Source organism: Mesorhizobium sp., assembly GCF_005063415.1.
In the GTDB taxonomy this organism is placed as follows: domain Bacteria; phylum Pseudomonadota; class Alphaproteobacteria; order Rhizobiales; family Rhizobiaceae; genus Mesorhizobium.
This window is the reverse complement of record NZ_SUEG01000004.1, coordinates 25,831-51,463: the sequence shown is the minus strand read 5'-3', so window position 1 is coordinate 51,463 and position 25,633 is coordinate 25,831. Positions and strand designations below refer to the sequence as shown.

23 protein-coding genes and 1 riboswitch are annotated in these 25,633 nt (G+C 63.3%); of the genes, 12 read left to right on the top strand and 11 right to left on the bottom strand.

The window, feature by feature from the left end; translation table 11 throughout:
- Positions 1-191 precede the first annotated feature (191 nt).
- The 3 genes from E5W70_RS02385 to E5W70_RS02375 form a co-directional block, all read right to left on the bottom strand.
- Positions 192-1,832 carry an acyl-CoA synthetase gene (locus tag E5W70_RS02385; RefSeq protein ID WP_292653859.1) on the bottom strand — a complete coding sequence of 547 codons (1,641 nt, stop codon included), beginning with the start codon at positions 1,830-1,832 and terminating at the stop codon, positions 192-194.
- Positions 1,833-2,108: 276 nt separating this feature from the next.
- Positions 2,109-2,309, bottom strand: a complete 201-nt coding sequence (locus E5W70_RS02380; RefSeq protein ID WP_292653858.1) for a type II toxin-antitoxin system RelE/ParE family toxin — start codon at positions 2,307-2,309, stop codon at positions 2,109-2,111.
- A gap of 17 nt (positions 2,310-2,326) precedes the next feature.
- Positions 2,327-2,572, bottom strand: coding sequence for a type II toxin-antitoxin system ParD family antitoxin (locus tag E5W70_RS02375; protein WP_292653857.1), 246 nt, complete (start codon positions 2,570-2,572; stop codon positions 2,327-2,329).
- Positions 2,573-2,719: 147 nt separating this feature from the next.
- On the opposite strand from E5W70_RS02375, the gene E5W70_RS02370 reads away from it, so the two are divergent.
- Positions 2,720-3,685: a sugar-binding transcriptional regulator gene (locus E5W70_RS02370; protein ID WP_292653856.1), complete on the top strand. Its 966-nt coding sequence runs from the start codon at positions 2,720-2,722 to the stop codon at positions 3,683-3,685.
- 85 nt (positions 3,686-3,770) lie between these two features.
- The gene (locus tag E5W70_RS02365; RefSeq protein WP_292653855.1) at positions 3,771-5,825 is read left to right on the top strand and encodes a bifunctional aldolase/short-chain dehydrogenase; all 2,055 of its coding nucleotides are present in this window, start codon (positions 3,771-3,773) and stop codon (positions 5,823-5,825) included.
- 68 nt (positions 5,826-5,893) lie between these two features.
- Here E5W70_RS02365 and E5W70_RS02360 read toward each other — a convergent pair whose 3' ends face one another.
- The 3 genes from E5W70_RS02360 to E5W70_RS02350 form a co-directional block, all read right to left on the bottom strand.
- Positions 5,894-6,949 carry a substrate-binding domain-containing protein gene (locus E5W70_RS02360; protein ID WP_292653854.1) on the bottom strand — a complete coding sequence of 352 codons (1,056 nt, stop codon included), beginning with the start codon at positions 6,947-6,949 and terminating at the stop codon, positions 5,894-5,896.
- Between the two features lie 44 nt (positions 6,950-6,993).
- Entirely contained in the window at positions 6,994-7,989 is a 996-nt protein-coding gene (locus E5W70_RS02355) for an ABC transporter permease (protein ID WP_292653853.1), read from the bottom strand.
- A gap of 83 nt (positions 7,990-8,072) precedes the next feature.
- Positions 8,073-9,584: a sugar ABC transporter ATP-binding protein gene (locus tag E5W70_RS02350; protein ID WP_292653852.1), complete on the bottom strand. Its 1,512-nt coding sequence runs from the start codon at positions 9,582-9,584 to the stop codon at positions 8,073-8,075.
- Between the two features lie 135 nt (positions 9,585-9,719).
- Here E5W70_RS02350 and mtnK point away from each other — a divergent pair, with 135 nt between their 5' ends.
- The 9 genes from mtnK to dhaL all read left to right on the top strand — a co-directional run bounded on the left by mtnK (position 9,720) and on the right by dhaL (position 19,789).
- Positions 9,720-10,991 carry an S-methyl-5-thioribose kinase gene (gene mtnK, locus E5W70_RS02345; protein WP_292653851.1) on the top strand — a complete coding sequence of 424 codons (1,272 nt, stop codon included), beginning with the start codon at positions 9,720-9,722 and terminating at the stop codon, positions 10,989-10,991.
- Positions 10,988-12,082, top strand: coding sequence for an S-methyl-5-thioribose-1-phosphate isomerase (gene mtnA, locus E5W70_RS02340; RefSeq protein WP_292653850.1), 1,095 nt, complete (start codon positions 10,988-10,990; stop codon positions 12,080-12,082). Before mtnK ends, mtnA begins: the two co-directional genes overlap by 4 nt.
- Before the next feature lie 178 nt (positions 12,083-12,260).
- Positions 12,261-13,145, top strand: a complete 885-nt coding sequence (locus E5W70_RS02335; protein WP_292653849.1) for an AraC family transcriptional regulator — start codon at positions 12,261-12,263, stop codon at positions 13,143-13,145.
- A gap of 147 nt (positions 13,146-13,292) precedes the next feature.
- Entirely contained in the window at positions 13,293-13,952 is a 660-nt protein-coding gene (locus E5W70_RS02330; protein WP_292653848.1) for a 2Fe-2S iron-sulfur cluster-binding protein, read from the top strand.
- A 3-nt stretch (positions 13,953-13,955) separates the two neighbouring features.
- Positions 13,956-14,942 carry a xanthine dehydrogenase family protein subunit M gene (locus tag E5W70_RS02325; protein WP_292653847.1) on the top strand — a complete coding sequence of 329 codons (987 nt, stop codon included), beginning with the start codon at positions 13,956-13,958 and terminating at the stop codon, positions 14,940-14,942.
- Positions 14,943-14,951: 9 nt separating this feature from the next.
- Positions 14,952-17,240 (top strand): xanthine dehydrogenase family protein molybdopterin-binding subunit, encoded by a 2,289-nt coding sequence (locus tag E5W70_RS02320; RefSeq protein ID WP_292653846.1) that lies wholly within the window; start codon positions 14,952-14,954, stop codon positions 17,238-17,240.
- Positions 17,241-17,367: 127 nt separating this feature from the next.
- A riboswitch (FMN riboswitch) is annotated at positions 17,368-17,514 on the top strand.
- Positions 17,515-17,590: 76 nt separating this feature from the next.
- Positions 17,591-18,064, top strand: coding sequence for a 6,7-dimethyl-8-ribityllumazine synthase (locus E5W70_RS02315; protein WP_292653845.1), 474 nt, complete (start codon positions 17,591-17,593; stop codon positions 18,062-18,064).
- A gap of 69 nt (positions 18,065-18,133) precedes the next feature.
- A complete protein-coding gene (locus tag E5W70_RS02310) occupies positions 18,134-19,141 on the top strand; it encodes a dihydroxyacetone kinase subunit DhaK (RefSeq protein ID WP_292653844.1) in 1,008 nt (335 codons plus the stop codon).
- Between the two features lie 9 nt (positions 19,142-19,150).
- Positions 19,151-19,789, top strand: a complete 639-nt coding sequence (gene dhaL / locus E5W70_RS02305; protein WP_292653843.1) for a dihydroxyacetone kinase subunit DhaL — start codon at positions 19,151-19,153, stop codon at positions 19,787-19,789.
- Here dhaL and E5W70_RS02300 read toward each other — a convergent pair.
- From E5W70_RS02300 to E5W70_RS02290, 3 genes are read right to left on the bottom strand one after another with little or no spacing between them, the layout of a single operon-like run.
- Complete coding sequence (locus E5W70_RS02300) at positions 19,786-20,229, bottom strand: RpiB/LacA/LacB family sugar-phosphate isomerase (protein ID WP_292653842.1); 444 nt, start codon at positions 20,227-20,229, stop codon at positions 19,786-19,788. The two genes, dhaL and E5W70_RS02300, sit on opposite strands and share 4 nt — an antisense overlap.
- Before the next feature lie 26 nt (positions 20,230-20,255).
- Positions 20,256-21,014, bottom strand: coding sequence for a triose-phosphate isomerase (locus tag E5W70_RS02295; protein ID WP_292653841.1), 759 nt, complete (start codon positions 21,012-21,014; stop codon positions 20,256-20,258).
- Positions 21,015-21,024: 10 nt separating this feature from the next.
- Positions 21,025-21,789: a DeoR/GlpR family DNA-binding transcription regulator gene (locus tag E5W70_RS02290; protein WP_292653840.1), complete on the bottom strand. Its 765-nt coding sequence runs from the start codon at positions 21,787-21,789 to the stop codon at positions 21,025-21,027.
- Positions 21,790-22,051: 262 nt separating this feature from the next.
- On the opposite strand from E5W70_RS02290, the gene fba reads away from it, so the two are divergent.
- The gene (gene fba / locus E5W70_RS02285; RefSeq protein ID WP_292653839.1) at positions 22,052-23,116 is read left to right on the top strand and encodes a class II fructose-bisphosphate aldolase; all 1,065 of its coding nucleotides are present in this window, start codon (positions 22,052-22,054) and stop codon (positions 23,114-23,116) included.
- 47 nt (positions 23,117-23,163) lie between these two features.
- Here the strand turns inward: fba and E5W70_RS02280 are convergent, their stop codons facing one another.
- Both E5W70_RS02280 and E5W70_RS02275 read right to left on the bottom strand, forming a co-directional pair.
- Positions 23,164-24,102: a TIM barrel protein gene (locus E5W70_RS02280; protein ID WP_292653913.1), complete on the bottom strand. Its 939-nt coding sequence runs from the start codon at positions 24,100-24,102 to the stop codon at positions 23,164-23,166.
- Positions 24,102-25,619 (bottom strand): glycerol-3-phosphate dehydrogenase, encoded by a 1,518-nt coding sequence (locus E5W70_RS02275; protein ID WP_292653838.1) that lies wholly within the window; start codon positions 25,617-25,619, stop codon positions 24,102-24,104. Before E5W70_RS02275 ends, E5W70_RS02280 begins: the two co-directional genes overlap by 1 nt.
- Positions 25,620-25,633 lie beyond the last annotated feature (14 nt).

Genomic DNA, 25,633 nt, shown 5'->3' with positions numbered 1-25,633 from the left:
CCATCACCTGTCAAGGCGCAATTGTGGCCAGCCGGTGCCGCTGATGACAGATGGTGACATCTCTGGACGGAGTTGGCCCATGAAACGCATATGGTTTTCGCCCGGCGCGCCTGCAACGCCGCCCCGTGTTTTTGACGCAAAGGATTTTGAAAAGATGCTTTCCGAAATCGGTTCCGTTTTCGGATCAGGCGCTAAGGCTGCTTTGCCATCTCCCGCAGCCGGAACTTCTGGATCTTGCCCGTCGAAGTCTTCGGGATTTCCGCGAAGATCACCGCTTTCGGCACCTTGAAGCGGGCGAGCAGCGCGCGGCAGTGCTCGATGATTTCGGCCTCGGTCGCCGCCTTGCCCGGCTTCAGTTCGACATAGGCGACCGGCACCTCGCCCCATTTGTCGTCGGATCTGGCGACAACGCCGCAGGAAGCGACCGCGGGATGCTTGTAGAGCGCCTCCTCGACCTCGATCGAGGAGATGTTCTCGCCGCCGGAGATGATGATGTCCTTGGAACGGTCCTTGAGCTGGATGTAGCCGTCCGGATGCATGACGCCGAGGTCGCCCGAATGGAACCAGCCGCCGGCAAAGGCCTCGTCGCTCGCCTCGCGGTTCTTGAGATAGCCTTTCATGACGATGTTGCCGCGGAACATAACCTCGCCGATGGTCTCGCCGTCGGCCGGCGTCTCTTGCATCGTCTGCGGGTCCATCACCGTCAGGCCTTCGAGCGCGGCATAGCGCACGCCTTGCCTGGCCTTCTTCGCCGCCCTCGCCCCCTTCTCTAGCCGGTCCCACTCGCCATGCCATTCGTTGACGACGGCCGGGCCATAGGTTTCGGTCAGGCCGTAGAGATGCGTGACGGCAAAGCCCGCATCGGCCATGCCCGACAGCACCGCCTCAGGCGGCGGCGCTGCGGCGGTGTTGAAGCTGACGGTCTGCGGGAACTGCCGCTTGTCCTCGTCCCTGGCGTTGATCAGCACCGACATGACGATCGGTGCACCGCACAGATGGGTGACGCCGTGATCGGCTATGGCGTCGTAGATCGGCTTCGGCCGCACCCAGCGCAGGCAGACATGCGTGCCGGCCTGCACGGCAAGCGTCCAGGGAAAGCACCAGCCGTTGCAGTGGAACATCGGCAACGTCCACAGATAAACCGGGTGCTTGCCCATTCCGGCATGGATGGTGTTGGCATAGGCCATGAGTGCCGCACCGCGATGGTGACAGACGACGCCCTTCGGATTGCCTGTGGTGCCGGAGGTGTAGTTGAGCGAGATAGCATCCCATTCATCGTCCGGCATCGACCAGGCGAAATCCTCGTCGCCGTCGGCGACAAACGCCTCATAGTCCAGCGTGCCGATCCGTTCCCCCTTGGGATAGGGCGCATCGGCGGCATAGTCGGGATCGTCGTAATCGATCAGCAGCGGCTTGACCTTGGCCAGCGCCAGCGCTTGCCGAACCACGCCGGCGAATTCGCGGTCGACGATCAGCACCTTGCTTTCGGCGTGATCGAGCTGGAAGGCAATGACGGCGGCATCGAGGCGGGTGTTGAGCGAATGCAGCACCGCCCTGGTCATCGGCACCGCGAAATGCGCTTCCAGCATCGGCGGTGTGTTGGACAGCATAACGGTGACGGTGTCGCCCTTGCCGATACCGCGCTTCGCCAGCGCCGAGGCAAGCCTCAGCGAGCGCTTCCAGAAATCGCGATAGGTCGTGCGCTGGCGGCCATGGATGATGGCGGTCTGGTCGGGAAAGGTTTTTGCCGCCCGCTCGAAATAGGTCAGCGGCGTCAGCGGCTGGTGGTTGGCCGGGTTCCTGTCGAGGTCCTGTTCGTAAGGATTGCCCATCCCGTCCTCCGCAATGTGTTATTAGGCCTTCTTACCACCAGGCTTTGAACACGGTGTCGGATTTGTGCATCGCCGGTCTGTTGCGACCGTCTTTTCGCGATGCAAGTGCCCGCCGTTGGTGAATATCTCATCGAAGCCACCTCAACGGTATGCGGCTTCGCCTATCCACCTGGGCGCCCCTACTCGCCTTCACCCTCTGGCCACAAAACATCGATGTCCCGATGTCCTACCACAATGTTCGCCACTCGAAGAAATCGCCATAGTAACGGAAGAAAATCACGTACCCCCTGAAAGCGAACTTCGGACGTCAGGCCGGAGTTCGGGACGAGCACGACCGATCGTCGCAGGCAAGCTCGCCAGATCGCGGCATTTCTGGCGCAACGCATCCACAAAGCGCCGGCCGATCAACAGGCTGCCGCTTTGGCCGGTGATGTATTCAAGGATATTGACCAACTCTGTCTGTACCGACGGCAGCATGCGCAGCCGCGGCACCCCTAAGAGCCTTTTCTTGCGAGCTGCTTGGCCTTGGCTTCCAAGGCCGCGTCAATATCCTGCTCGGTGGCCTCGCCGCCCTCGGCGAACGACTTGTCCACCATGGCACGCAGCGCCTTCAACTTTTCCTCGCGCTCTTCGACCAGGCGCAGGCCCTCACGCACGACTTCGCTGGCAGAGCCGTAGCGGCCGCGTTTGACGATATTGGACACGAAGGTTTCCCATCGCTCTCCCAATGATACGTTCATTCTCGGATCTCCTGTCTGATCGAATGGTACCGCAATAACAATAAATGTGCAATTACTGACATCGGCAATGCTCCCATGCCATATCATGCCTCCTCTCTCAATTTGACTTTTGTCGAGAGCCGTGAATAATGTCAGCGAGGAGATGGCATGGCGATCCGACCGGCAGAACAGCTTATCCACAAGGCCGCATGGCTTTACTATGCACACGGCCTACGCCAGGACCAAGTGGCCAGCCAGCTCAAGATTTCCCGTGCCTCGGTGGCCATGTATCTGCGCAAGGCGCGCGAGACCGGCATCGTCAACATCTCGACCTCGACCCAGCTTTTCACCGACGACGTGCTGGCACGCAAGCTGGAAGACGCGCTGCAACTCGACGCCGTCTGGATCGCGCCGGAAAACGGCTATGTCGCCGACCCTTCGACCGACCTCGCGGTGCTGGCGGCAAGCGTCTTTCTCGAACTGGTCAGGAAGGGCGACCGCATCGGCGTCGCCTGGGGACGAACGATCTACACGATCGCGGACATCATGTCCTATGCCGATCTGCAGGACGTCACGGTGGTGCAGCTCTGCGGCAATCTGGGCGCCCCCTATTCGTACCGGCCGGACCAATGCACCATGGAGATCGCGCGCCGGCTCAATGCCAAGGGGCTGAATTTTTACGCGCCGCTGGTGCTGACGACGGAAGAACTGGCTCGCGGCCTGCGCGCCGAGCCGGTGATCCGCGAGCAATTGTCGGGTATCGGTGACTGCGACCTGGCGCTATACTCGGTTGGCTCGGTGGATATCGACAGCCATTTGGTCAAATGCGGCGCGCTGACCGAGAGCGAAATGGCTGCATTGCGCAAAGCGGGTGCGGCCGGCGTCATTGCCGGGCAGATCATCGACGCCCAAGGCCAGGCGCTCGACTGCAGCTACAACCGCCGGCTGATTTCGGCAGAGCTGTCATCGTTGCGCAGCATCGAAAAGCGCCTTGTGGTGGTGCAGGAGGACAGCAAGTTCGAACCGCTCGTCGCGGCGATCGCCGGCGGGCTCTGCACCCATCTCGTCGTCGGCGCGCGCATGGCGCGACGGCTGCTCGACCATGCCGGAGCAGCAGCAGAAAAGGTCGCCTGATACCTAGTTTCAGCCGCCGACGTATTGTCATCAAGGCGTCGCGGAATTCCTGTTCACAACAAAAGAGAAATCGGACGAAGCTGACATGAAGAACCTGTGGAATGACGGCAACGCGGAGAAGCTGGTCGCCGACTATGCAAAGAAGGGTGTGGCCCGCGATCTGGCGCTGCGCGTCTACACGACCAGGCTTCTGGGCGGCGAGCCGCGGCTCGTCCTGCATGGCGGCGGCAACACCTCGTGCAAGACCAGGGCCACCGATCTCGTCGGCGACGAATGGGACGTGCTCTGCGTCAAGGGCAGCGGCTGGGACATGGGCGTCATCGAGCCGCAAGGCCTGCCGGCGGTCAAGCTCGGCGCGCTGTTGAAGGCGCGGCCGCTGAAGAAGCTCTCCGACGAGGACATGGTCGCGCTGCAGCGGGCGAACCTCATCGATCCGTCCTCGCCCAATCCGTCGGTCGAGACGCTGCTGCACGCCTTCCTGCCGCACAAATTCGTCGACCACACGCATTCGACCGCAATCCTCGCCTTCGTCGACCAGGAGGACAGCGAGGCGCTGAGCCGGAGGGTGTTCGGCGAAAAGATGGGCTTTGTGCCTTACATCATGCCGGGGTTCGATTTGGCGAAGGCGGCCGCCGATGTTTTCGACGCCGATCCGACGGTCGAAGGCCTGATCCTCGACAAGCATGGCATTTTCACCTTCGGCGACGATGCCAAGCAGGCCTACGACCGGATGATCCATTACGTGAACGTCGCCGAGGATTTCATCGCCAGCCAAGGCAAGCCGCGCACCGAAAAGGTGGCCCTGCCGGCCAGGCTGACGAAGCCCGCGGAGATTGCGCCGATGCTGCGCGGCGCGGTGGCGGTGGCGCGCGGCGAAGGCCGCTTCGACCGCATGATCAGCGATTTCCGCACCTCGGATGCGATCGTCGACTTCATCAATTCGGCAAAAATTGCCGACTATGCCGGGCGCGGCGTCTCCACACCCGACCTGTCGATCCGCATCAAGACCGGACCGATGGCACTGCCGGCGCCCGACGCTGACAAGCTCGGCGACTACAAATCCGTCATCCGCCAGCATGTCGAGGCGTTCGCCAAGGACTATCGCGCCTATTTCGAAATCAACGATGCGCTCGACGACGTGAAGCGCACCATGCTCGACCCGATGCCGCGGCTGACGCTGGTGCCGGGCCTCGGCATGTTCGGCCACGGCCGCACGCTGAAGGACGCGAAGATCGCCTCCGACGTCGGCGAAATGTGGATCGAGGCGGTACGCGGCGCCGAAACCGTCGGCGATTTCCGCCCGCTCTCCAAAGCCGACCTGTTCCCGCTCGAATACTGGTCGCTGGAACAGGCCAAGCTCGCCGCCAACAAGCCGAAGCCGCTGACCGGCCAGGTGGTGCTGGTCACCGGCGGCGCCGGCGCGATCGGTGCTGCCACGGCAAAGCTGTTCGCCGACAACGGTGCCCATGCCGTCGTCGTCGATCTCGATGCGGCTAGGGCTGCCGAGGCGGCAAAAAACGCCGGCAACGGTTCGATCGGCATTGGTGCCGACATCACCGATCCGGCGCAGATGCGCGCTGCGTTCGACAAGGCGGTCGCCGTCTACGGCGGCCTCGACATTCTCGTCTCCAATGCCGGTGCTGCCTGGGAGGGCCGGATCGGCGAGCTCGACGACGTCACCTTGCGCAAAAGCTTCGAACTCAATTTCTTCGCCCACCAGTCGGCGGCGCAGAATGCCGTGCGCATTATGCTGGAGCAGGGCACCGGCGGCGTGCTGTTGTTCAACACCTCCAAGCAGGCGGTCAATCCGGGGCCGAAGTTCGGCGCTTATGGCATTCCCAAGGCGGCAACGCTGTTTTTGTCCAGGCAATATGCGCTCGACTACGGCGCGAATGGCATCCGCTCCAATGCCGTCAACGCCGATCGCATCCGTTCTGGGCTTTTGACCGACGCCATGATCGCCAGCCGCTCGGGCGCGCGCGGCGTGTCGGAGAAGGAGTACATGTCCGGCAACCTGCTCGGGCAGGAAGTGACGGCCGAAGACGTCGCTCAGGCCTTCCTGCATCACGCGCTGGCCGAGCGGACCACAGCCGATGTGACGACGGTCGACGGCGGCAACATCGCGGCGGCGTTGAGGTAGATCTAAACACCGGACCAACAAAAAGAGCGGCCCGCGAGCCGCTCTTTTCCTTTGCCGATAGCGAAAGACTACTTCGCGTTCGGGTTCGGCATCCAGGCCGGCATCGCGACATCGGCATGGGCGAATTGCGGCAGCTTGGCCGAGAGGTCCTCCATGTTCTTGATGTCCTTGTCGATCAGATCCTTCTGAGTGATCAGCGTCGGCGGCACGATGACGTTGTGGCCGGGATCTTCGCCGGCCAGAAGCTGCGCCAGCGCACGCACGGATACCTGACCGACGACGGCCGGGTTGGTGGCGGCGGTTGCCGCCCAGGCGCTGTCCGGCTCGCGCATCGCGGCGATGTCCGAGGTCGAGATGTCGGCCGAATAGATCTTGATGTCCTTGTTCAGCCCGGCCTCGTCGACGGCGATCTTCACGCCCTTGGCGAATTCGTCATAGGGCGCGAACATCACCTTGATGTCGGGATGAGCCGACAACACCGAGCGAGCCTGGTTGGCGACCGAATTGGCGATCGGATTGTCGAGCGTGCCGAACATGGCGGCTTCGTTGATGCCCGGATATTTCTTCTTGAATTCGACCCAGGTCTCGTTGCGGCGGTCGAGCGGCGCGATGCCGGCGACATAGACATAGCCGGCCTTCCAGCTCTCGCCATTGTCCTTGACGGCCTGTTCGAGCGCCAGGCGCGCGAGGTCGCGGTCGGATTGCTCGATCTGCGGGATCTTGGGGTTTTCGACATTGACGTCGAAGGCGACGACCTTGATGCCGGCGTCGACCGCGCGCTGGGCGGCGTCCTTCATCGATTCCGTCAAGCCGTGCTGGATGATGATGCCCTGGACGCCGAGCGCGATGGCCTGGTCGACCATGTCCGCCTGAAGCGCCGCGTCCTGGCGGCTGTCCAGCACGCGCAAGTCGACGCCGAGCGCCTTGGCCTGCGCCTCGACACCGGACAGATACGCCTGGAAGAAGTCGCCGGTCGAGAGATAGCGGACCAGCGCTATCTTGACGGCGCCCGGCTTGTCGAACGGCGCCGGCCTGTCCTGCGCCATTGCCGGCAACTGCATCAGCAATGTTGCGCCGGCAAGCCCGAGCGCTGCCTTCCCCAAAAGTCTTCTTGTGATGTTCACGTCGCTTCCTCCACTTGTTGAACCCAAAATGTAACCGGTCAAACCTATCTCCTGCCCCTGCCGGACAGGGCGAAGGTGAAGACAAGGGCGACCACGAGAACCACGCCCTTGACGAAATCCTGCGTGTAGTAAGGCGCGTTCATCATCGTCAGGCCCTGCAGCAGCACGCCGACAAACACCGCGCCGACAGCCGTGCCGAAGGCGTTCGGCTTGGCGGCGCCGAGAACCGCGTAACCGATGAGTGCCGCAGCCACCGCGTCGAGCAACAGATTATTACCCGAGGCGATGTCGCCGCGTCCAAGGCGGGCAGCGAGCAAAATGCCGCCGATCGAGGCAAAAACTCCCGAAATCACATAGGCCCAGATTTTGTATGCCTTGACAGGCGCGCCGGCGAGTTCGGCAGCGCGTTCGTTGCTGCCGACCGCATACATCATGCGCCCGAAACGGGTGTATTCGAGAAAGAACCAGATCAGCACCGCCAGCACGAGCAGGACGACGACCGACACCGGAATGAGGTTCGGGATGAAGAAGTCGAAGCGATGGCGGCCAAGCGCCAGAAAGGCGGCGCCAAAACTGCCGTTGGCAACCGAGCCGTCCGGCATGGTCATGCCGGTGGCGATCGAACGGCCCTCGGTCGGTATGCGCTGCAGACCGACAAGCAGGAACATCATGCCGAGCGTCGCCAAAAGGTCCGGCACCCGCATATAGACGATCAGCCAGCCATTGATCAGGCCGACCACGGCGCCGATCACAAGACAGACGACGACCGCCACGACGGCGTTCTGCTCCAGCACCACCATAACATAGGCAGCCGCCATCATGGCGCTGGTGGCGACAGAGCCGATCGACAGGTCGAAGCCGCCGACGACCAGAGTGGCGGTGACGCCGAGGGCCAGAACGCCGGTGATGGCGACCGACTGGAAGATGAAGACAGCACTTTGCGGTGAGACGAAGCCGTCGGCGGCGATGGCGAAATAGGCGATCAACCCGAACAACAGGACGATGAAGCCATAGCGGATGGCATTGTCGCGCAGGATCATTCAGCGCTCCCGCATGCTGGCAACGTCTTCACCCAACCTGAACTCATGCCCTCTCCATTCCAATTCTCATCGTCTTCCCGCCCTCAGGCTGCGCTGTGCAACGGCCCGCCCGCCACTTCGGCCAGCAGACGCTCGAGATCGATATCGGTGTTGCGGTGCTCGCCGACGATCGTCTGCTCCGACATCACCAGAATGCGGTCGGCCGTCTCCAGGGCTTCATCGAGTTCGGTGACGAACAGCAGCGTCGCGCGGCCGCTGGCGCTGGCCCGCAGCTTGGCGGCGATGTCGCGCCTGGCCGAAATGTCGACGCCCTGGAACGGCTCGTCGAGGATGAAAAGCCTTGCGCCCTGCGACATCCAGCGGGCGACCATCACCTTCTGCTGATTGCCGCCGGAAAGGGCGGACATCTCGTCCTTTTCCGAGCGGCAGACGATGCCCAGTTCCTGGATCTGCTGGCGGGCAACGGCGCGTTCGATGCGGCGCTTGAGGACGCCGAGACGCGACATGCGCCTGTGGAACGGCAGGCTGATATTCTCCTGGATGTTGAAGTCGCCGACGATGCCGTTTTCGCCGCGGTCCTTGGCGACGAGAAACACACCGGCGGCGACCGCTTCGCCGGTCGACTCCGGCGCATAGGGTTTCCCGTTCAGCATCATGGTGCCAGCCAACGGTTGGCGCAGGCCGAACAGCGTCTCGGCGAGCGCGGTCTTGCCGACGCCGACAAGGCCGGTGATGGCAACGACCTCGCCGTCGCCGAGCGTCAGCGAAATCGGCCGGGCGCCTTCTGCAATCCGCAACCCGTCCGTGGCAAAAATTGCTTTGGCCGAATTCCTGGCGACGATCCGCTCGAGCTGGATCTTGCGGCCGAGCATGGCGTTGACCGCACCTTCGTAATCCAGCGGCTTCTTGTCGAAGATGCCTGAGATAACCCCATCGCGCATCGAAATGATGCGATCAGCAAGCCGCCTGATGTCAGACATACGGTGCGAAATGTAGAGAATGGCCACGCCTTGCTGGCGGAGCCGGTCGAGCAATGCGAACAGCCGGTCGGCCTCGGCACTGGACAGCGAGGAGGTGGGCTCGTCGAGGATCAGAACTTTCGGCCGGTGTGCCATGGCGCGGGCGATCGCCACCATCTGGCGGTCGGCCAGAGAGAGATCGCTGATCCGGGCCTTGAGGTCGATGGCCAGTCCCATGCGGTCGGCCACCGCCTTTGCCTCGCGACGCACCCGGCCTGGATTGAACAGGGTCGGCACGCCGCTGCCGCTCAACCTGTCGAGGGTAAGATTGGTGGCGACGTCAAGGTCTGCGACGACACCGTCATTGATGTTCTGGTGGACGGTAACGACACCGGCGCGGATCGCCTCCGCCGGCGTTTTCGGGTCGAAGTCATGACCGGCAAGCGACATCGAGCCGCCGCCATGGTCGTAGACGCCACTGATGATCTTGACGAGGGTGGATTTGCCGGCACCGTTGGCGCCCATCAGCACGGTCACTTCGCCGGCATGCAATTCGAGCGAGACGCCGCCAAGCACCTCGATATGGCCAAAGGATTTCCTCAGGCCGTCGACGCGGAACACGGCATCATTGCCCATTCGTTCCTCCCTGACCGTGACGCTATGGGCTCTATCGGCAATTGTCAACACGATTGACAATTGCCAGAAGGCTTCCTAGCTTGGCCCGACCGCGTTGGCTCCGCTATCATCGGAGCACATGAGCGGGAGGTGAGGATGACTGGGAAATCGCCGTTCGAAGCACTGTCGGTCGAGACGCTGGCGGGCCGTCTCGGTGCCAACGGGCCCCTGTGTTCGCAGATCGGCAAGAATACGAGCCAGTGGAAGGTTCGCGAAGTCGGCGACGGCAATCTAAACCTTGTGTTCATTGTCGAGGGTGCTGAGGGTGCGGCCGTGGTCAAGCAGGCCCTGCCCTACGTCCGGCTGGTCGGCGACAGCTGGCCGCTGCCGTTGAAGCGTTCCTTCTTCGAATATCATGCGCTGACGCGGCAACAGGCACGGGCGCCGGGTTCGGTGCCTGAGATCTACCACTTCGATGAAGGCCAGGCGCTGATCATCATGGAGTATCTGTCGCCGCATATTATCTTGCGGCGGGCGCTGATCGAGGGCCGGCAACTGCCCAACATCGCGAGAGACATCGGCTTGTTCATGGCCCGCACGTTGTTTCGCGGCTCCGACCTCAGCATGGCGACCAAGGACCGCAAGGCCGATCTGGCGCTGTTCGCCGACAATGTCGAACTCTGCGACATCACCGAGAACCTGGTTTTCTCGGATCCGTATTTCGATGCCAAGATGAACCGGCACACCAGCCCACAGCTCGATGACATCGTCGCCGAGCTGCGCGCCGACCGCGACCTCAAGGTCGAGGCGCAGCGTATGAAGCACATCTTCGCCGCCAATGCCGAGACGCTGCTGCATGGCGACCTGCATTCCGGCTCGATCATGATCACCGACACCGAAACGCGGATGATCGACCCCGAATTCGCCTTCTACGGGCCGATCGCCTTCGACGTCGGCATGCTGCTCGCCAATTTCTGGATGGCGTTCTTCTCGCAGCGCGGCCATGAACAGGGCGGAAGCCGCGACGCCATGCGCGACTATCTGCTCGGCGTTACGGTCGAGACATGGTCGGTGTTTCGCGCCGAGTTCTCGCATCTGTGGCGGACCGAGCGTACCGGCATGCTCTACCAGAAGAGCCTGTTCGAAGATCAGGACGACAGGCTTGGCGCCGAGCAGGCGCTAGACCACATGCTGCAGTCGATCTGGACCGATCTGCTCGGCTTTGCCGGCGTCGAGGTTCACCGGCGCATTCTCGGCCTTGCCCATAATGCTGATTTCGAGACCATTGCCGATCCGGATCTGCGCGCCAGATGTGAAGCAAAGGCGCTGAAATTCGGCCGTCACCTCGCCGTCAACCGGCGCCAGATCCACAGCATCGACGAGGTCAACCAGTTGGCCGCGCTGATCGAACGGGAGAGCAAGACTTGAACGTCGGCGACCGCCACTACCGCACCATCTGGCCGAGTGACGACGGGCGTTCGGTGGAGATCATCGACCAGCGTTGGCTGCCGCATGATTTCCGCATCGAAAAGATCGATACCGTCGCCGGCATCGCCACGGCAATCCGCGACATGTGGGTGCGCGGGGCGCCACTGATCGGCGTCACCGCGGCCTATGGCGTCGCCATGCAGATGGCCGACGATCCGTCGGATGCGGCGCTCGACGCCGTCTGGGCAACCTTGCACGAAACGCGCCCGACGGCGATCAATCTGCGCTGGGCGCTGAACGAAATGCAGCGCTTCCTGCTGACGCTTCCCCTGGCAGAGCGTGCCGCGGCTGCCTATCGGCGTGCCGGCGAGATCGCCGACGAGGATGTCGGCCTCAACCGCGCCATCGGCGCCCATGGGCTCGAAATCATCAAGGCGATCGCGGCGCGCAAGCAGCCGGGCGAACCAGTCAATATCCTGACTCACTGCAACGCCGGCTGGCTGGCCACCGTCGACTACGGCACCGCCACCGCGCCGATCTATCTGGCGACGGAAGCCGGCATTCCAGTCCATGTCTATGTCGACGAAACGCGACCCCGCAACCAGGGTGCCCAATTGACCGCGTGGGAGATGGCCGGCCACGGCGTGCCGCATACGCTGATCGTCGACAATGCCGGCGGCCATCTGATGCAGCGCGGCCAGATCGACATGGTCGTCGTCGGCACCGACAGGACCACCGCCGACGGCGATGTGTGCAACAAGATCGGTACCTATCTCAAGGCGCTCGCCGCCGACGACAACGACGTGCCGTTCTATGTCGCGCTGCCGTCGCCGACGATCGACTGGACCGTGGGCGACGGGCTGGCCGAAATCCCGATCGAACAGCGCTCGCCCGACGAGGTCTCGCTGGTCTGGGGCAAGACCGCTTCCGGCGAGATCGCCCAGGTCCGCGTATCGCCGGAAGCCACGCCGGCGGCCAATCCGGCCTTCGACGTGACGCCGGCGCGGCTGGTCACCGGCTTGATCACCGAACGCGGTGTCGCTACGGCCTCGCGCGAAGGCCTGAGGGCGATGTTTCCCGAGCGCGGATGATCCGCTTTGCCGGGAGGACGCGCTGCATTTGCCTGATCTCACGATTTCTTGAACACGGCACGGTTAGAAACGCCCGTTGCCTGTCCCACATGGACGGCCGTATGCGTAGCGGCGGGGCGCCCAACGCTCGAAGCCGGGGTTGACCACGGCCCGGCGAGTGAACCAGCGGGATACCGCGATGTCATTCAGACCGTTGCTTGGTGACGGACGGGTTCGGAGCCAGGACGAGAAGTCGGAGCCCCTGCAAACCGCGTCATGGGTCAGCTCCTCGATCGTCTTCGACAACCGGCGATGGGCGTGCCGGGAGGCGGAGCTCCGCTGGACAGCCCCTCATCATCTGATCGTGCTGACCGAAGAAGGCGGCACGTCCCATACATCCATCCGGCACGAGGCAAGATCTCTCTACGACGGAATGGATCGTCCCGGAGCCCTCACCTTCGTCCCGGCAGGCGCGGAGCGACAGGGCTTCTATCGCGATGTAAACCTCTCCTATTCAGCCCTGTGGATCGATCCCAATATCGGGCTTCCCGGATGCGAACGCCTGAGGAACCTGCCGATCCTGGTGAACAAGAAGGACGCGGTCGTCGCCACGCTGCTGAGTTCGCTTCGTGACGAGATGGCACTCGGCCACAAGCCGGACACTGCCTATGTCGAGCATCTGGTCGCCCTCGTCAGTCTCCGCGTGGCCAACCTGAGCCGGGAGCAACAGCGGTCTGTACGTCACGGCTGTCTCAGCCGTCGGGCACTTGGTCGCGTTCGGGATTACATCGATGCACGGATGAATTCCGACATTTCGCTAAGCGAGCTGGCAGCTGTCGCGGGCATGGCCGTCGACAGTTTTGCGCGTCGCTTCAAGGCGACGACCGGCCTTGCACCCTATGCCTATGTGATCGAGGAAAGGGTGCGGCGAGCGGAGGCGCTGCTACGCGAAACGGGTTTGTCGATCGGTGTCATTGCCTTTCGGCTCGGCTTTTCAAGCCAGAGCCACTTCACCACGACCTTCCGACGTCTAAGGGGCATGACGCCTCGTGCCTATCGGGTGAATTCTTCTCCAGAATCCTGATAGTGCCGCCGGTTTCTTGAAAGAAAGCCGCCGCCCGCACTCCCACCTCCAGTGTCGTTGGGTGACAGAACCCGAGGGTTCGCTCGGGTCAAGTTGCCGTCTGCGCTTCATTGCGACTGGGAGATCATGGCGACTGGGAGATCATGCATGGCCAAAACGGACAACAGGAGCGGGCCGACGCGTCGGATGGTGTTGGAGGGCGGTGTTGCGACCGGGGTGCTCCTGGCTACCGGAATACCGGTTGACGCGGAGCCGGCCGAGACGGTCACGGCGGCTGCATCGTCCTCGCCGGTACCGACGATGACGATGTCGTTGCGGATCAACGCGAAGGATCTTGCCATCGAGCTCGACCCGCGGACGACACTGCTCGACGCCCTGCGCAACCATCTTGGCCTCACCGGCTCGAAGAAGGGCTGCGACCACGGCCAGTGCGGCGCATGCACGGTGCTTGTCGATGGACGCCGGATCAATTCCTGCCTGACGCTTGCCGCAATGCATGAAGGCGACGAGATCACCACGGTCGAGGGCCTTGCCGTAGGCGACCGGCTGCATCCGGTCCAGGCCGCCTTCATCGCCCGCGATGGTTTCCAGTGCGGCTACTGCACGCCAGGCCAGATCTGCTCGGCGGTTGGCATGCTGGGCGAGGCGCGGGCCGGCTGGCCAAGCCATGCGAGCGCCGACGTGGCAGCGGCTTCCGTCGCTCTCAGCGATGCCGAGATCCGCGAGCGGATGAGCGGCAACATCTGCCGTTGTGCCGCCTATCCGAACATTGTCGCTGCAATCCGCGACGCGGCAGAGGAGGCATGAGCAATGCAGTCCTTCACTTATGAACGTGCAACGAGTGCAGAGCAGGCGGCCGCCGCGGTCGCGGCCCGGTCGGACGCCAAGTTCATCAGCGGCGGCACCAACCTGCTCGACCTGATGAAGCTCGAGATCGAGCGCCCAGCACATCTCGTCGACATCAGCCGGCTGCCGCTGGGTCGGATCGAGGAGACAGCGGAAGGCGGGCTTCGGGTCGGCGCCCAGGTCCGCAATAGCGATCTCGCCGCCGACCCGCGGGTGAGGTCGCGCTACCCTATGCTCACGCAAGCGCTGCTGGCGGGAGCGTCCGGCCAGATACGCAACAAGGCCTCGACCAGCGGCAATCTCCTGCAGCGCACGCGCTGCCCCTACTTCTACGACCGCAACATGCCTTGCAACAAGCGCCAGCCGGGTTCAGGCTGCGCGGCGCTTCAGGGCTTCAACCGCATGCACGCCGTACTCGGCGCGAGCGAAGCATGCATCGCGGTCCATCCCTCCGACATGGCGGTCGCCATGTCCGGGCTCGACGCCAGGATCGAGACCGTCTCGCCCGGCGGCGAGACCCGCACGATCCCGATCGGCGATTTCCATCGATTGCCCGAGACGATGCCCCATGTGGAGACCGTGCTCGGCCACGGCGAAATGGTCGTCGCGGTTGCCCTGCCGCCGCCGCCACCCGGCCGGCAGCTTTACCGCAAGGTGCGCGACCGTGCTTCCTACGCCTTCGCGCTGGTGTCGGTGGCAGCAATCGTCGAGAAAGGCGGCGATCGTATCCGAAGTGCTCGGATCGCCATGGGCGGCGTGGCAGCGAAGCCCTGGCGCGCGACCGAGGCGGAGCGCACGCTCGCAGGAGCGTCGGCGTCCGACGGTGCCTTTACCGACGCGGCCGAAGCCGCGCTCGCCGGAGCCGTCGGGCATGGCGCCAATGAATTCAAGATCCCGCTAGCGAAACGGACGATGCGGCACACGCTCGCTGCTGCCATCGAACGTGCATGAGGTGATGCAATGACAGAGACGACGACCTCCGGGAACCGTCCTCCCGAAACACGCAATGGCATCATCGGGAGGCCGATCGACCGCATCGACGGTCCGCTCAAAGTGACGGGCAATGCCACCTACGCTTACGAGAATGAGCTGGATGGTACAGTCTATGGCTATGTTCTCGGCGCCGCCGTCGCCAAGGGCCGCATCGCCGAGATCGACACGGCCGAAGCCGAACGGGCGCCGGCAGTGCTGCTCGTCATGACGCACCGCAATGCGCCGGCCCAGCCGAATTTTGGCCCAACGGTCACGCCGACGGTGCCGGAGGTCTTCACGCGCGCCCGGCCCGCGCTCAACAGCGATCGGGTGCGGTATTACGACGAGCCGGTCGCGCTGGTCGTTGCGGAGACGTTCGAGGCGGCACGCGCTGCTGCGGGCCTCATCAGAGTACGCTACGACGAGGAGCCGGGCCTCTACGATCTACCGGGACATATCGCCGACGCCTACGCGCCAAAGCGGACCAATGCCGGCTTCGAGACCGACAGCGTGGTCGGCGACTTCGAGCGCGCCTTTGCGACGGCGCCGATCAAGATCGATGCCACTTACGGGACCCCCTTCGAACATCACAATCCGATGGAGCCGCATGCGACGCTTGCTGCCTGGTCAGCTAACGAGCTGACGATCCGTACATCGGCGCAAACCCTCGCGAACTTCCGGGCGGGGGTCGCCAGCACGCTTCGCATCTCGCCCGAGCGAGTGCGCATCGTCAGCCCCTTCATCGGCGGAGGCTTCGGCTCCAAGCTGATTGCCCATGCCGACACGATCCTGGCCGCACTTGCAGCGCAGGTGCTGCAGCGCCCCGTGAAGATCGCGCTGACGCGACAACAGATGTTCGCCAATGCCGGTCATCGCGCAGAGATGGTCCAACAGGTACGTCTCGGCGCGGACACCGACGGGCGGCTCACCGGGATCGCGCACGATGTCTGGTCCGCAACGTCCAGCTTCGAGGAGTACTGCGAACAAACGGCAGTTTTTGCGCGCTCGCTCTATGCGGCGCCGAACCGTCTCACTCGCCATCGCCTGGTTCCGCTGGACATCAACCGCGGCGAATGGATGCGCTCGCCCGGCGAAGCGCCCGGCATGCTGGCTTTCGAATGCGCCATGGATGAGCTCGCCGAGCAGGTCGGTCTGGACCCGATCGAACTCAGGATCCGCAACGAACCGGCACAGGATCCCGAGCGCGGCGTGCCGTTCTCCACCCGTAATCTCGTCGCCTGCATGGTGGAAGGCGCCCGCCGTTTCGGCTGGGAGCGGAGAAACCCGACACCGGGCCGAACCCGGGACGGCCGCAAGCTTATCGGCCACGGCATGGCGGCAGCGATCCGTCCGAACTACATCGGCGCGGCGATGGCGCGAGTTGGGATCGACCGGGACGCTCGGGTTACAGCGCGGCTCGACATGACCGATATTGGGACCGGCACCTATACGATCCTGACCCAGATTGCCGCCGAGAGCCTCGGCCTGCCGATCTCGTCCGTCAAGGTGGAGCTCGGCGACAACCGCTTCCCGCGTACCGCTGGCTCCGGCGGGTCCTGGGGCGCAGCAAGCGCGGGTTCGGCCTTGTATAATGCGTGCAACGTCCTCAAGAAACAGATCCTGGAGGCGGCGCAGTCGAGCGAGGCCTCGCCGTTGCGCGGCGCGAACGCCACCGAGGCAAGCTTTGCCGATAGCGAGGTCAGGATCGGCCAGCGATCGGCGAGCCTGGCCGATCTCATAGGGAGGGTCTCTCCCGACGGGTTCGAGGCCGAAGGCTCCGTAGCCGCGGGCGCCACCACCCAGTCTTACAAGGCTTATTCGCAGCATTCCTATGGCGCGCATTTCGCCGAGGTCGCTGTCGATTGCGATACCGGTGAAATCCGCATGCGCCGGATGCTGGCAGTGATCGGCGCGGGGCGTATCCTCAACGCCAAGACCGCGCGCTCGCAAATCATCGGCGGCATGACCTGGGGGATCGGTGCAGCGCTGATGGAGCAGACGGTGCTCGACCCGCGCTACGGCCACTTCGTCAATCACGATCTTGCCGAGTATCATGTGCCGGTCAACGGCGACGTCCCCGCGATGGAGGTCGTCTTCCTCGAGGAAGACGACGACAAGGCCAATCCGCTTGGCGCGAAGGGCCTCGGCGAACTCGGCGTGTGCGGTGCGGGGGCTGCTGTCGCCAACGCCGTTTACAACGCGACCGGCGCGCGGGTGCGTGAATTTCCCATCACCTTGGACAAGGTGCTGCCGGCCTTGCCCATGATCGCCATTTGATGCTGCAATTTATCAGCGCCTCCCTCGCCCTCAAGGGTACTAAGTCGGAACGGATGGCTATTTCTGCGCCATCGACGACGACGCCGGTGGTTGACAGCGCTTTCCGGCCCTTCCATACAAACGCCGTCAATGTTCTCAGGGCGGGGTGAAAGTCCCCACCGGCGGTAAGGGTCTCGGCCCAAGCCCGCGAGCGCTTTCCGGTTAGCCGGAGGGGTCAGCAGATCCGGTGTGATTCCGGAGCCGACGGTCACAGTCCGGATGGAAGAGAACGAATGGAAGACGGTCCGCTCTCGCGGTTCGGACTCTATATCGTGCGTCCTGATTCTGGTTCGAAACGGAAGGATGGACCCATGAATCAGCATTCCCAGAAAAGCTATGAAACGATCCGCGTTGCCGTCATTCGGGCGCGCTGGCACGCCGATATCGTCGACCAATGCGTTGAAGCATTCGAGGCGGAACTGGCGGTTCTCGGAGAGAAACGCTTTGCCGTCGATGTCTTCGATGTGCCGGGCGCCTATGAGATTCCCCTGCATGCAAAAACGCTTGCCGAGACCGGCCCCTATGCCGCTATCCTCGGCGCCGCGTTCGTCGTCAATGGCGGCATCTACCGGCATGAATTCGTGGCAAGCGCGGTCATCGACGGCATGATGACCGTGCAATTGTCGACTGGCGTGCCGGTGCTTTCGGCGGTGCTGACGCCGCACAACTACCATGACAGCGCGGACCATCATCGCTTCTTCTTCGAACACTTCCAGGTCAAGGGCAAAGAGGCGGCCAGTGCCTGCGTGCAACTGCTGGCGGCACGCGAACGCATCGCGGCGTGAAATCTCCGTCGCCGGGTGGAAATCCCGGTAAGGCGCTGTAGTATCTCACGAAAACTAGGGAGGATGCCGGTGCAGACCAAGAAGATCATCAATGACGGCAACCGCACGGTCGACGAGATGCTGGAAGGCATCCTGGCCGCGCATCCCCGCCATCTTAAAAGCGCGGAGGGAAGTCCGCGCTCCATCATCGCCCGCGACGGACCGCGCCAAGGCAAGGTCGGCCTCGTCATCGGCGGCGGCTCGGGCCACGAGCCGACCTTCCTCGGCTTCGTCGGCAAGGGACTGGCCGACGCCGCGGCCATCGGCAATGTCTTCGCCTCGCCGCCGCCGGACCCGATCCTTGAATGCGCCAAGGCGGCCAGCGGCGGCGCCGGCGTACTGTTCATGTATGGCAACTATGCCGGCGACGTGATGAACTTCGACATGGCCGCCGAAATGGCGGCAATGGACGACATCGAGGTGCGCACCGTGCTGACCATCGACGATGTCGCCTCGGCACCACGCGACCAGAGGCAGAAGCGACGTGGCGTCGCCGGCAACTTCTTCATCTTCAAGGCCGCCGGTGCCGCCTGCGACCAGATGCTGTCATTCGATGAATGCGAGCGTATCGCCAGGAAGGCCAACGATCAGACCTTCACCATGGGCGTGGCGCTGTCGCCCTGTTCGCTACCGCAGACCCGCCGGCCCAATTTCGAGATCGGACCGGACGAGATGGAGATCGGCATGGGCATCCATGGCGAACCAGGCATCGCGCGCGGAAAATTGAAAACCGCCGACGAGATCACCGACGAGATGCTGGACAAGATCCTCGACGAGATGACGCCGGCACGCGGTGACAAGGTCGCGGTGCTGGTCAATTCGCTCGGCTCAACGCCGCTGATGGAACTCTACATCATAAACCGGCGGGTCAAGCAGAGGCTCGACGACATCGGCGTTTCCGTCCACGCGACCTGGGTCGGCAATTACTGCACCTCGCTCGAAATGGCCGGCGCCTCGGTGACGCTGATGCATCTCGACGGCGAGTTGCAGGCGATGTTCGACCATCCTTGCGACTGCGCCATGTTCCGTGCCGGCTGAGAGGGCATCATGACCTCGATCGACTCAGTCGGCTTGAAAAGAATGTTCGATGCGATCGCGGCGGCGATCGACGCCGACAAGGACCGGCTCTGCCGGCTCGACGGCGTCATCGGCGACGCCGACCATGGCATCGCCATGGCACTAGGCTTCACTGCTGCGCGCGATGCACTGGCGCAACTCGACCTCGCGGCGACCGAGCCGACGGCGCTGCTCAACACCGCAGCAAAGTCGTTCCTCAACGCCGTCGGCGCCTCGTCAGGCCCGCTCTATGCGACCGCCTTCATGCGCGCTGCCGCCGCCGTCAAAGGCAAGGCAATTCTGGAGGACACTGACATCATCGCCATGCTCCGGGCGATGGCGCAAGGCATCCAGGATCGCGGCAAGGCCGAGCTCGGCGAAAAGACCATGGTCGACGCCTGGCTGCCGGCGGCCCAAGCAGCGGGTGTCGCGCAGGAAGCCGGCAAGGGCCTGTCCGAGAGCCTGGAGGCTGCACTTGCGGCGGCGGAACGGGGAGCCGAGGCGACCAAGGACATGATCGCCGCCAAGGGCCGCTCATCGCGGCTCGGCGAGCGCTCGCTCGGGCATATGGACCCCGGCGCCGCATCGGCCGTGACGATCATCAGGGCGATGCGGAACGGTCTGGTCTAACCCCGCTTCGCCGCGTCGAGCCTGTCGATGGCCTGGACATTGCCGGCCGATGGTCCCTTCTCATCGAATTCCGATGCGAGCCAGGCGTCGACGATCGACTTGGCCAATTCCGGGCCGATGACGCGGGCGCCCATGGTGATGATCTGGGCGTTGTTGGATTTTGCAGCGCGCTCGGCCGAATAGGTGTCGTGGGTGAGTGCAGCGCGAATGCCGGGCACCTTGTTGGCGGATATGGATACGCCGATGCCGGTGCCGCAAAACAGGATGCCGCGGTCGTTCTCGCCGTCCAGGATGGTCTGGGCGAGCTTCTGCGACAGGTCGGCATAGTAGCCCGCCTGGCTGAGATCGCTGACCATGAGGCCGGGCTTGGTGGCGAGGTGAGCGGCAATGACGTCGAGCAGCGGCTTGCCGGCGCTGTCGGCTCCAATGGCTATTTTCATGTTCGGTTTCCTTCCTGTTCGATGCTTCAGATCGCCGCCGAGGCGCGTTTGAGGATGTCCATATAGCCTTCCGCCTGCCAGGCGGAACGGCCGATGAACAAGCCGTCGATATGAGACTGTCCGATCAGTTCGGCGGCATTTTGCGGATTGACGCTGCCGCCATAAAGCACCGGCGGCACTGCCGGCAGCAGTTCGCTGGCGATTTTCTTGATCAGCGCCTGCTGTCTGCCGGCATAGTCCGAACTGGCCGGCACGCCTTTGTCGCCGATCGCCCAGACCGGCTCATAGGCAAACAGGATCGTCGCCGCCTTGGCGGCGCCTTCGAGAAACTGCAGCGCGCCGTGCACCTGCAAGGCCAACGCCGCATCAGCCTGGCCGCTGTCGCGTTGAGCCAAGGTCTCGCCGACGCAGATGAGTGGCACGAGACCGTGCTTCACCGCCGCCGCAGTCTTCAGCCCGACAGCCTTGTCGGTCTCGCCGAAATGCTCGCGCCGTTCGCTGTGGCCCAACTCTACCATATCAAGTTCGCAGTCTTTCAGCATTACCGGCGAGATCTCGCCGGTCCAGGCGCCGGCGTCGGCCCAATGCATGTTCTGCGCGCCGACCTTGATGCGCGTCGGCGACAGCGCCTTCTTGACCTCGCGGATCGCCGTGAAGGGCGGGATGACGAAAGGCTGGATGCGCTCGTCGAAACCGGGGACGAACTCGGCCAATGCATCGGCGAAAGCCATCGCCTCGGCGAGCGTCTTGTTCATTTTCCAGCTGGTGCCGACCCAGTAAACCATGCGTGCTCTCCTACTCTGCGATCACTGTCAGCGAAACGCCAGCGCCATCCAGCGCCGCGCGCATCTGCGGCTGCGGCTCGCGGCCGGTGAAGACGGTATCGAAAGCCTTGAGATCGGTCAGGAAATGCAAGGCGGTGCGGCCGAATTTCCCATGATCGACCAGCAGATATTTGCGCGCGGCTGCGGCCATCATCAGCCGTTTGGTCTGGACCACTTCCTGATCCTGATGGAAGGCAGAGGCACCATGTATGGCCGATGATGACAGGAAAGCGACATCGGCCCGCAATGATTTCAACGTGTCCTCGGCGAGCAGGCCGAAGAAGCCGTGAAACTTCTTGCTGTATTGGCCGCCGAGCGCAATCAGGTTGATTCCGGCAACGCCCGCCAAATCCTGGATGACAGCCAGGTTGTTCGAGATCACCGTCAGCGGACGCAGATCGGCAAGGTGCCGAGCAACGCCGCCTGCGGTTGAGCCGTCGTCGATAATCACCGTCTGGCCCGGTTCGATCATCGTCACGGCGGCGGCGGCGATGCGCTGCTTTTCATCGCCGGCCAGCCGCTGGCGGTAACGGAAATCGCTCTCGAAAAGGCTGCTCGGCTGGATCGAGGCGCCGCCGCGCACCTTGCGCAGAAAACCGCTTTCCTCGAGCTCGTCGAGATCACGGTGGACAGTCATCTTGGAGACGCCGAAGCGCGAGGCAAGATCGTCGACACTGGCGGTGCCGGTGTCCATCAGAAAATCCATGATGCCTTGCCGGCGGCCGTCACTCTTCATTTCCGCGGCTTCCTCGTGCAACCCGAACGCACATTCCGAGATATAACAGGAAACGTCGCACAGCCACCAAATTTTTTGTGATAATGTTATATCTCTATGAGATATCATGACGCTTCTGGTCGCGTGCTGTAACAAGAATTGCTGCCGGCCGAGCGCCCAGCGGTTGCGGTGCCACGGAAATCCGGCCAGAAGCATCAGGGGCTCGACGACAACCGAACAGCCCGCAAACACTGGCTCGAAACCGGATACGGGAGACTACTGAGTGGCTCGCATCACACTGAGACAATTGCTCGATCATGCCGCCGAATACGGCTATGGCGTGCCTGCCTTCAACATGAACAATATGGAACAGGGCCTCGCTATCATGGAGGCGGCCGAGGAGACCAAATCGCCGGTCATCCTGCAGGCGAGCCGCGGCGCGCGGGCCTACGCCAACGACGTCGTGCTTGCCAAACTGATCGATGCGCTGGTCGAAATCCATCCCGATATCCCGGTCTGCATGCATCTCGACCATGGCAACAACGAAGCCACTTGCGTCACCGCGATCCAACACGGCTTCACTTCGGTGATGATGGACGGATCGCTAAAGGAGGACGGCAAGACGCCCGCCGACTACGCCTATAATTCCGGCATCACCCGCCGCGTCGTCGACATGGCGCATTGGGGCGGCGTGTCGGTGGAAGGCGAGATCGGCGTTCTTGGATCGCTTGAGATGGGCGGCGGCGAGCAGGAAGACGGCCATGGCGTCGAGGGCGTCATCAGCCACGACCAGTTGCTGACCGATCCGGTACAGGCCGAACAGTTCGTGCGCGGCACCCGTGTCGATGCGCTGGCAGTCGCCATGGGCACCAGCCACGGCGCCTACAAGTTCAGCCGCAAGCCGGACGGCGCCGTGCTGGCCATGAACGTCATCGAGGAAATCCACCGCCGCTTGCCGAACATGCATCTCGTCATGCACGGCTCGTCCTCGGTGCCGGAGGAGTTGCAGGAGATCATCAACAAATATGGCGGCCAGATGAAGCCGACATGGGGCGTGCCGGTCGAGGAGATCCAGCGCGGCATCAAGCATGGCGTGCGCAAGATCAATATCGATACCGACAACCGCATGGCGCTGACCGGCGCGATCCGCAAGGTGCTGACCGAGAACCCGAGCGAATTCGATCCGCGCAAATATCTGACGCCGGCAATGGCCGCCATGCGGAAGCTGTGCAAGGAGCGCTTCGAGCAATTCGGCACCGCCGGCAACGCACCGAAGATCAAGCCGCTGCCGCTGTCGGAAATGGCCAAGCGCTACAAGTCCGGAAGCCTCGACCCGAAATTTGGCTGACATATTCCGGTTCTGAGCAGGAGCCGCGTCGGCTCCTGCTCATCCGATCATGCTCGCGGCAACAGATCGGCCCTGCCGGTCTCGATGAAGGGCGCCCAGTAGTCGACCGACTCGCGGATCATGGCGACGACCTGATGGTCGACCGGCTCGCGTTCGCGGAACGACAATTCGAGGCAGATCTCGTTGTCGATGCCGCCGCCCCGGCGAATCGTCTCCAGCAGCTTTTCCGGCGTGATGCGGCCGTCCTTGTTGTGGGCGGCAATGAACGGCCAATGGCCACCCTTGTTCATCGACGATTGCTTGACGTGGATGATCGGCGATTCCTGTGGAAAAGCTTCGGCCCAGGCATAAGGGTCGATGTCGTCCGGATTGCTCGAAGTGACGTCGCCATGGTCGATGTCGACCATCATCTTGAGCGGGATCGCCATGCCGGCCGCATTGATTTCGCTCTGCAGCGTCCGGCAGCTTTCGATCGTATGGCCGAACTCGCGGCCGACCGACATCGGCTCCCAGAACAGGTAGGTCAAGCCGGCTGCTTTGGCATGCTCGGCGACCTCGCGCCAGCATTCCAGCGCGATCTCGAAAAGCCGCGCGCGACGCTCAGGATCGTCGTAGTCACGATGGGTGAAGATCGCGAATTGCGTGCCCATGCCCGCAGCGCCGAGCTCGGCCGAAATTTCGGCAAAGGTCTTGAACCAGTCGACGTAGTAGCGGCGCACCTCGGCATCGGGATGGCCGAAATGATTGAGCCGGCCGTAAGGGCCGGTCATCGCAGAGGTCACGCGCACGCCGGTGCGGGTGAGAGCGGAGCGGAACAGGCGGATGAATTTGGCGATCGTCGCCGCCGGCCAGCCGGGATTGACGAATTCATGCGTGAGCTGCACGTCGCGGATGCCGATGTCGTAGGCGATCGTATCGATCAGGTCGTCCGGCTCGGCAAAACGGTTGACCAGCGGATTGGTATTGAGGGACAGCGTAAAGGCCATCAGCCGGCCTTCGCCATCCGGCTCGAACACCAGTCCTCGAAGGCTTCTCTTTCCGCGCCGGACAGATGCAGGCCGTGCTTGGTGCGTCGTTCCAAGATATCGGCCGCGGTCTCGGCCCATTCGTGCTCAAGCAGGTAGTTGGCTTCGCGCTCGAAAAAATCCTTGCCGAAGCGCCGGCCCAGTTCGGCGAGCGATCCGGCCGCGCCGACCAGATCACGCGTCCTTGTGCCGTAGAGTCGGCCGTAATGCTTAGCCAGCGATGCCGGCATCCAGGGATATTCGTGGCCGAGGTCACCGAGGAACTGCTCGAAATCGGCATTGGCGATATCGCCGCCCGGCAGATGCCCTTTCGAGGTCCACGGCTTGCCCATCTTCGGAAAGAACGGGGCGATGCGGTCCAGCGCGTGCTCGGCCAATTTACGGAAGGTGGTGATCTTGCCGCCGAAGACGGAAAGCAGCGGCGCCTGCCCTGCCGAAGCGTCGAGTTCGAAAATATAATCGCGGGTCACCGCGCTCGGATTGTCGGCATTGTCGTCATAGAGCGGCCTGACGCCGGAAAACGAATGAACGACGTCGCTGCGCGCAAGCTGGCGCTTGAAGTAGCGGTTGACCACCTTGATCAGATAATCGATCTCGCCGGCATCCGCAGTCACGTCCTCCGGCCGCCCGTCATAGGGAATATCGGTGGTACCGATCAGCGCGAGATCGTTTTGATAGGGATTGATGAAGATCACGCGCTTGTCGCTGTTTTGGACGAGATAGGCCTGTCGCCCTTCCCAGAATTTTGGCACGACGACGTGGCTGCCCTTGACCAGGCGCACGTTCCGCTTGGAGTTCTGGCCAGCCACGCGGTTGATGACGTCATTGACCCAGGGACCGGCGGCATTGATCAGCGCCCGTGCCCGGACTGTGGTCCTGACGCCGGTTCGACCGTCGCGCATCTCCACCGACCACAGGCCGTTTTCGCGACGGGCGGCCATGCAGGCGGTGCGGGTGAATATCCTGGCACCGCGCTCGGCGGCGTCGAGCGCGTTGATGACGACCAGGCGGGCGTCGTCGACCCAGCAGTCGGAATATTCGAAGCCGCGCTTGAAGGCGTCCTTGATCGGCGCGCCTTCTGGCGCGGTGCGCAGGTCGAGCGTACGTGTAGACGGCAGCCGCTTGCGACCGCCAAGATGGTCGTAGAGGAACAGGCCGAGCCGGACCAGCCAGGCCGGCCGGTCATCGGGGCTGTGCGGCAGCACGAAGCGCATCGGCCAGATGATGTGCGGCGCGGATTCGAGCAGCACCTCGCGCTCGATCAGCGCCTCGCGCACCAGGCGAAACTCGTAATATTCGAGATAGCGCAAACCGCCATGAACGAGCTTTCCCGATCGCGAACTGGTGCCCTCGGCGAGATCGTCTTTTTCGCAGAGGATGACCGACAGCCCCCGGCCCGCCGCATCGCGCGCGAGGCCGGCGCCATTGACGCCGCCGCCGATGACGAAGAGGTCGATGATTTCGGTTTCACCGCTCATCTCGCTCTATGCCC

Excerpts from the sequence above, each read along its gene's own strand:
- E5W70_RS02350 (WP_292653852.1), bottom strand. The coding sequence starts at position 9,584 with ATGGGCAATGATGCCGTGTTCCGCGTCGACGGCCTGAGGAAATCCTTT.
- E5W70_RS02315 (WP_292653845.1), top strand. The coding sequence starts at position 17,591 with ATGAATCAGCATTCCCAGAAAAGCTATGAAACGATCCGCGTTGCCGTC.
- E5W70_RS02370 (WP_292653856.1), top strand. The coding sequence starts at position 2,720 with ATGGCGATCCGACCGGCAGAACAGCTTATCCACAAGGCCGCATGGCTT.
- E5W70_RS02325 (WP_292653847.1), top strand. The coding sequence starts at position 13,956 with ATGCAGTCCTTCACTTATGAACGTGCAACGAGTGCAGAGCAGGCGGCC.
- E5W70_RS02280 (WP_292653913.1), bottom strand. The coding sequence starts at position 24,102 with ATGGCCTTTACGCTGTCCCTCAATACCAATCCGCTGGTCAACCGTTTT.
- E5W70_RS02385 (WP_292653859.1), bottom strand. The coding sequence starts at position 1,832 with ATGGGCAATCCTTACGAACAGGACCTCGACAGGAACCCGGCCAACCAC.
- E5W70_RS02380 (WP_292653858.1), bottom strand. The coding sequence starts at position 2,309 with ATGCTGCCGTCGGTACAGACAGAGTTGGTCAATATCCTTGAATACATC.
- E5W70_RS02290 (WP_292653840.1), bottom strand. The coding sequence starts at position 21,789 with ATGAAGAGTGACGGCCGCCGGCAAGGCATCATGGATTTTCTGATGGAC.
- mtnK (WP_292653851.1), top strand. The coding sequence starts at position 9,720 with ATGACTGGGAAATCGCCGTTCGAAGCACTGTCGGTCGAGACGCTGGCG.
- E5W70_RS02275 (WP_292653838.1), bottom strand. The coding sequence starts at position 25,619 with ATGAGCGGTGAAACCGAAATCATCGACCTCTTCGTCATCGGCGGCGGC.
- E5W70_RS02365 (WP_292653855.1), top strand. The coding sequence starts at position 3,771 with ATGAAGAACCTGTGGAATGACGGCAACGCGGAGAAGCTGGTCGCCGAC.
- E5W70_RS02355 (WP_292653853.1), bottom strand. The coding sequence starts at position 7,989 with ATGATCCTGCGCGACAATGCCATCCGCTATGGCTTCATCGTCCTGTTG.
- E5W70_RS02375 (WP_292653857.1), bottom strand. The coding sequence starts at position 2,572 with ATGAACGTATCATTGGGAGAGCGATGGGAAACCTTCGTGTCCAATATC.
- E5W70_RS02300 (WP_292653842.1), bottom strand. The coding sequence starts at position 20,229 with ATGAAAATAGCCATTGGAGCCGACAGCGCCGGCAAGCCGCTGCTCGAC.
- E5W70_RS02335 (WP_292653849.1), top strand. The coding sequence starts at position 12,261 with ATGTCATTCAGACCGTTGCTTGGTGACGGACGGGTTCGGAGCCAGGAC.
- E5W70_RS02295 (WP_292653841.1), bottom strand. The coding sequence starts at position 21,014 with ATGGTTTACTGGGTCGGCACCAGCTGGAAAATGAACAAGACGCTCGCC.
- E5W70_RS02330 (WP_292653848.1), top strand. The coding sequence starts at position 13,293 with ATGGCCAAAACGGACAACAGGAGCGGGCCGACGCGTCGGATGGTGTTG.
- E5W70_RS02320 (WP_292653846.1), top strand. The coding sequence starts at position 14,952 with ATGACAGAGACGACGACCTCCGGGAACCGTCCTCCCGAAACACGCAAT.
- dhaL (WP_292653843.1), top strand. The coding sequence starts at position 19,151 with ATGACCTCGATCGACTCAGTCGGCTTGAAAAGAATGTTCGATGCGATC.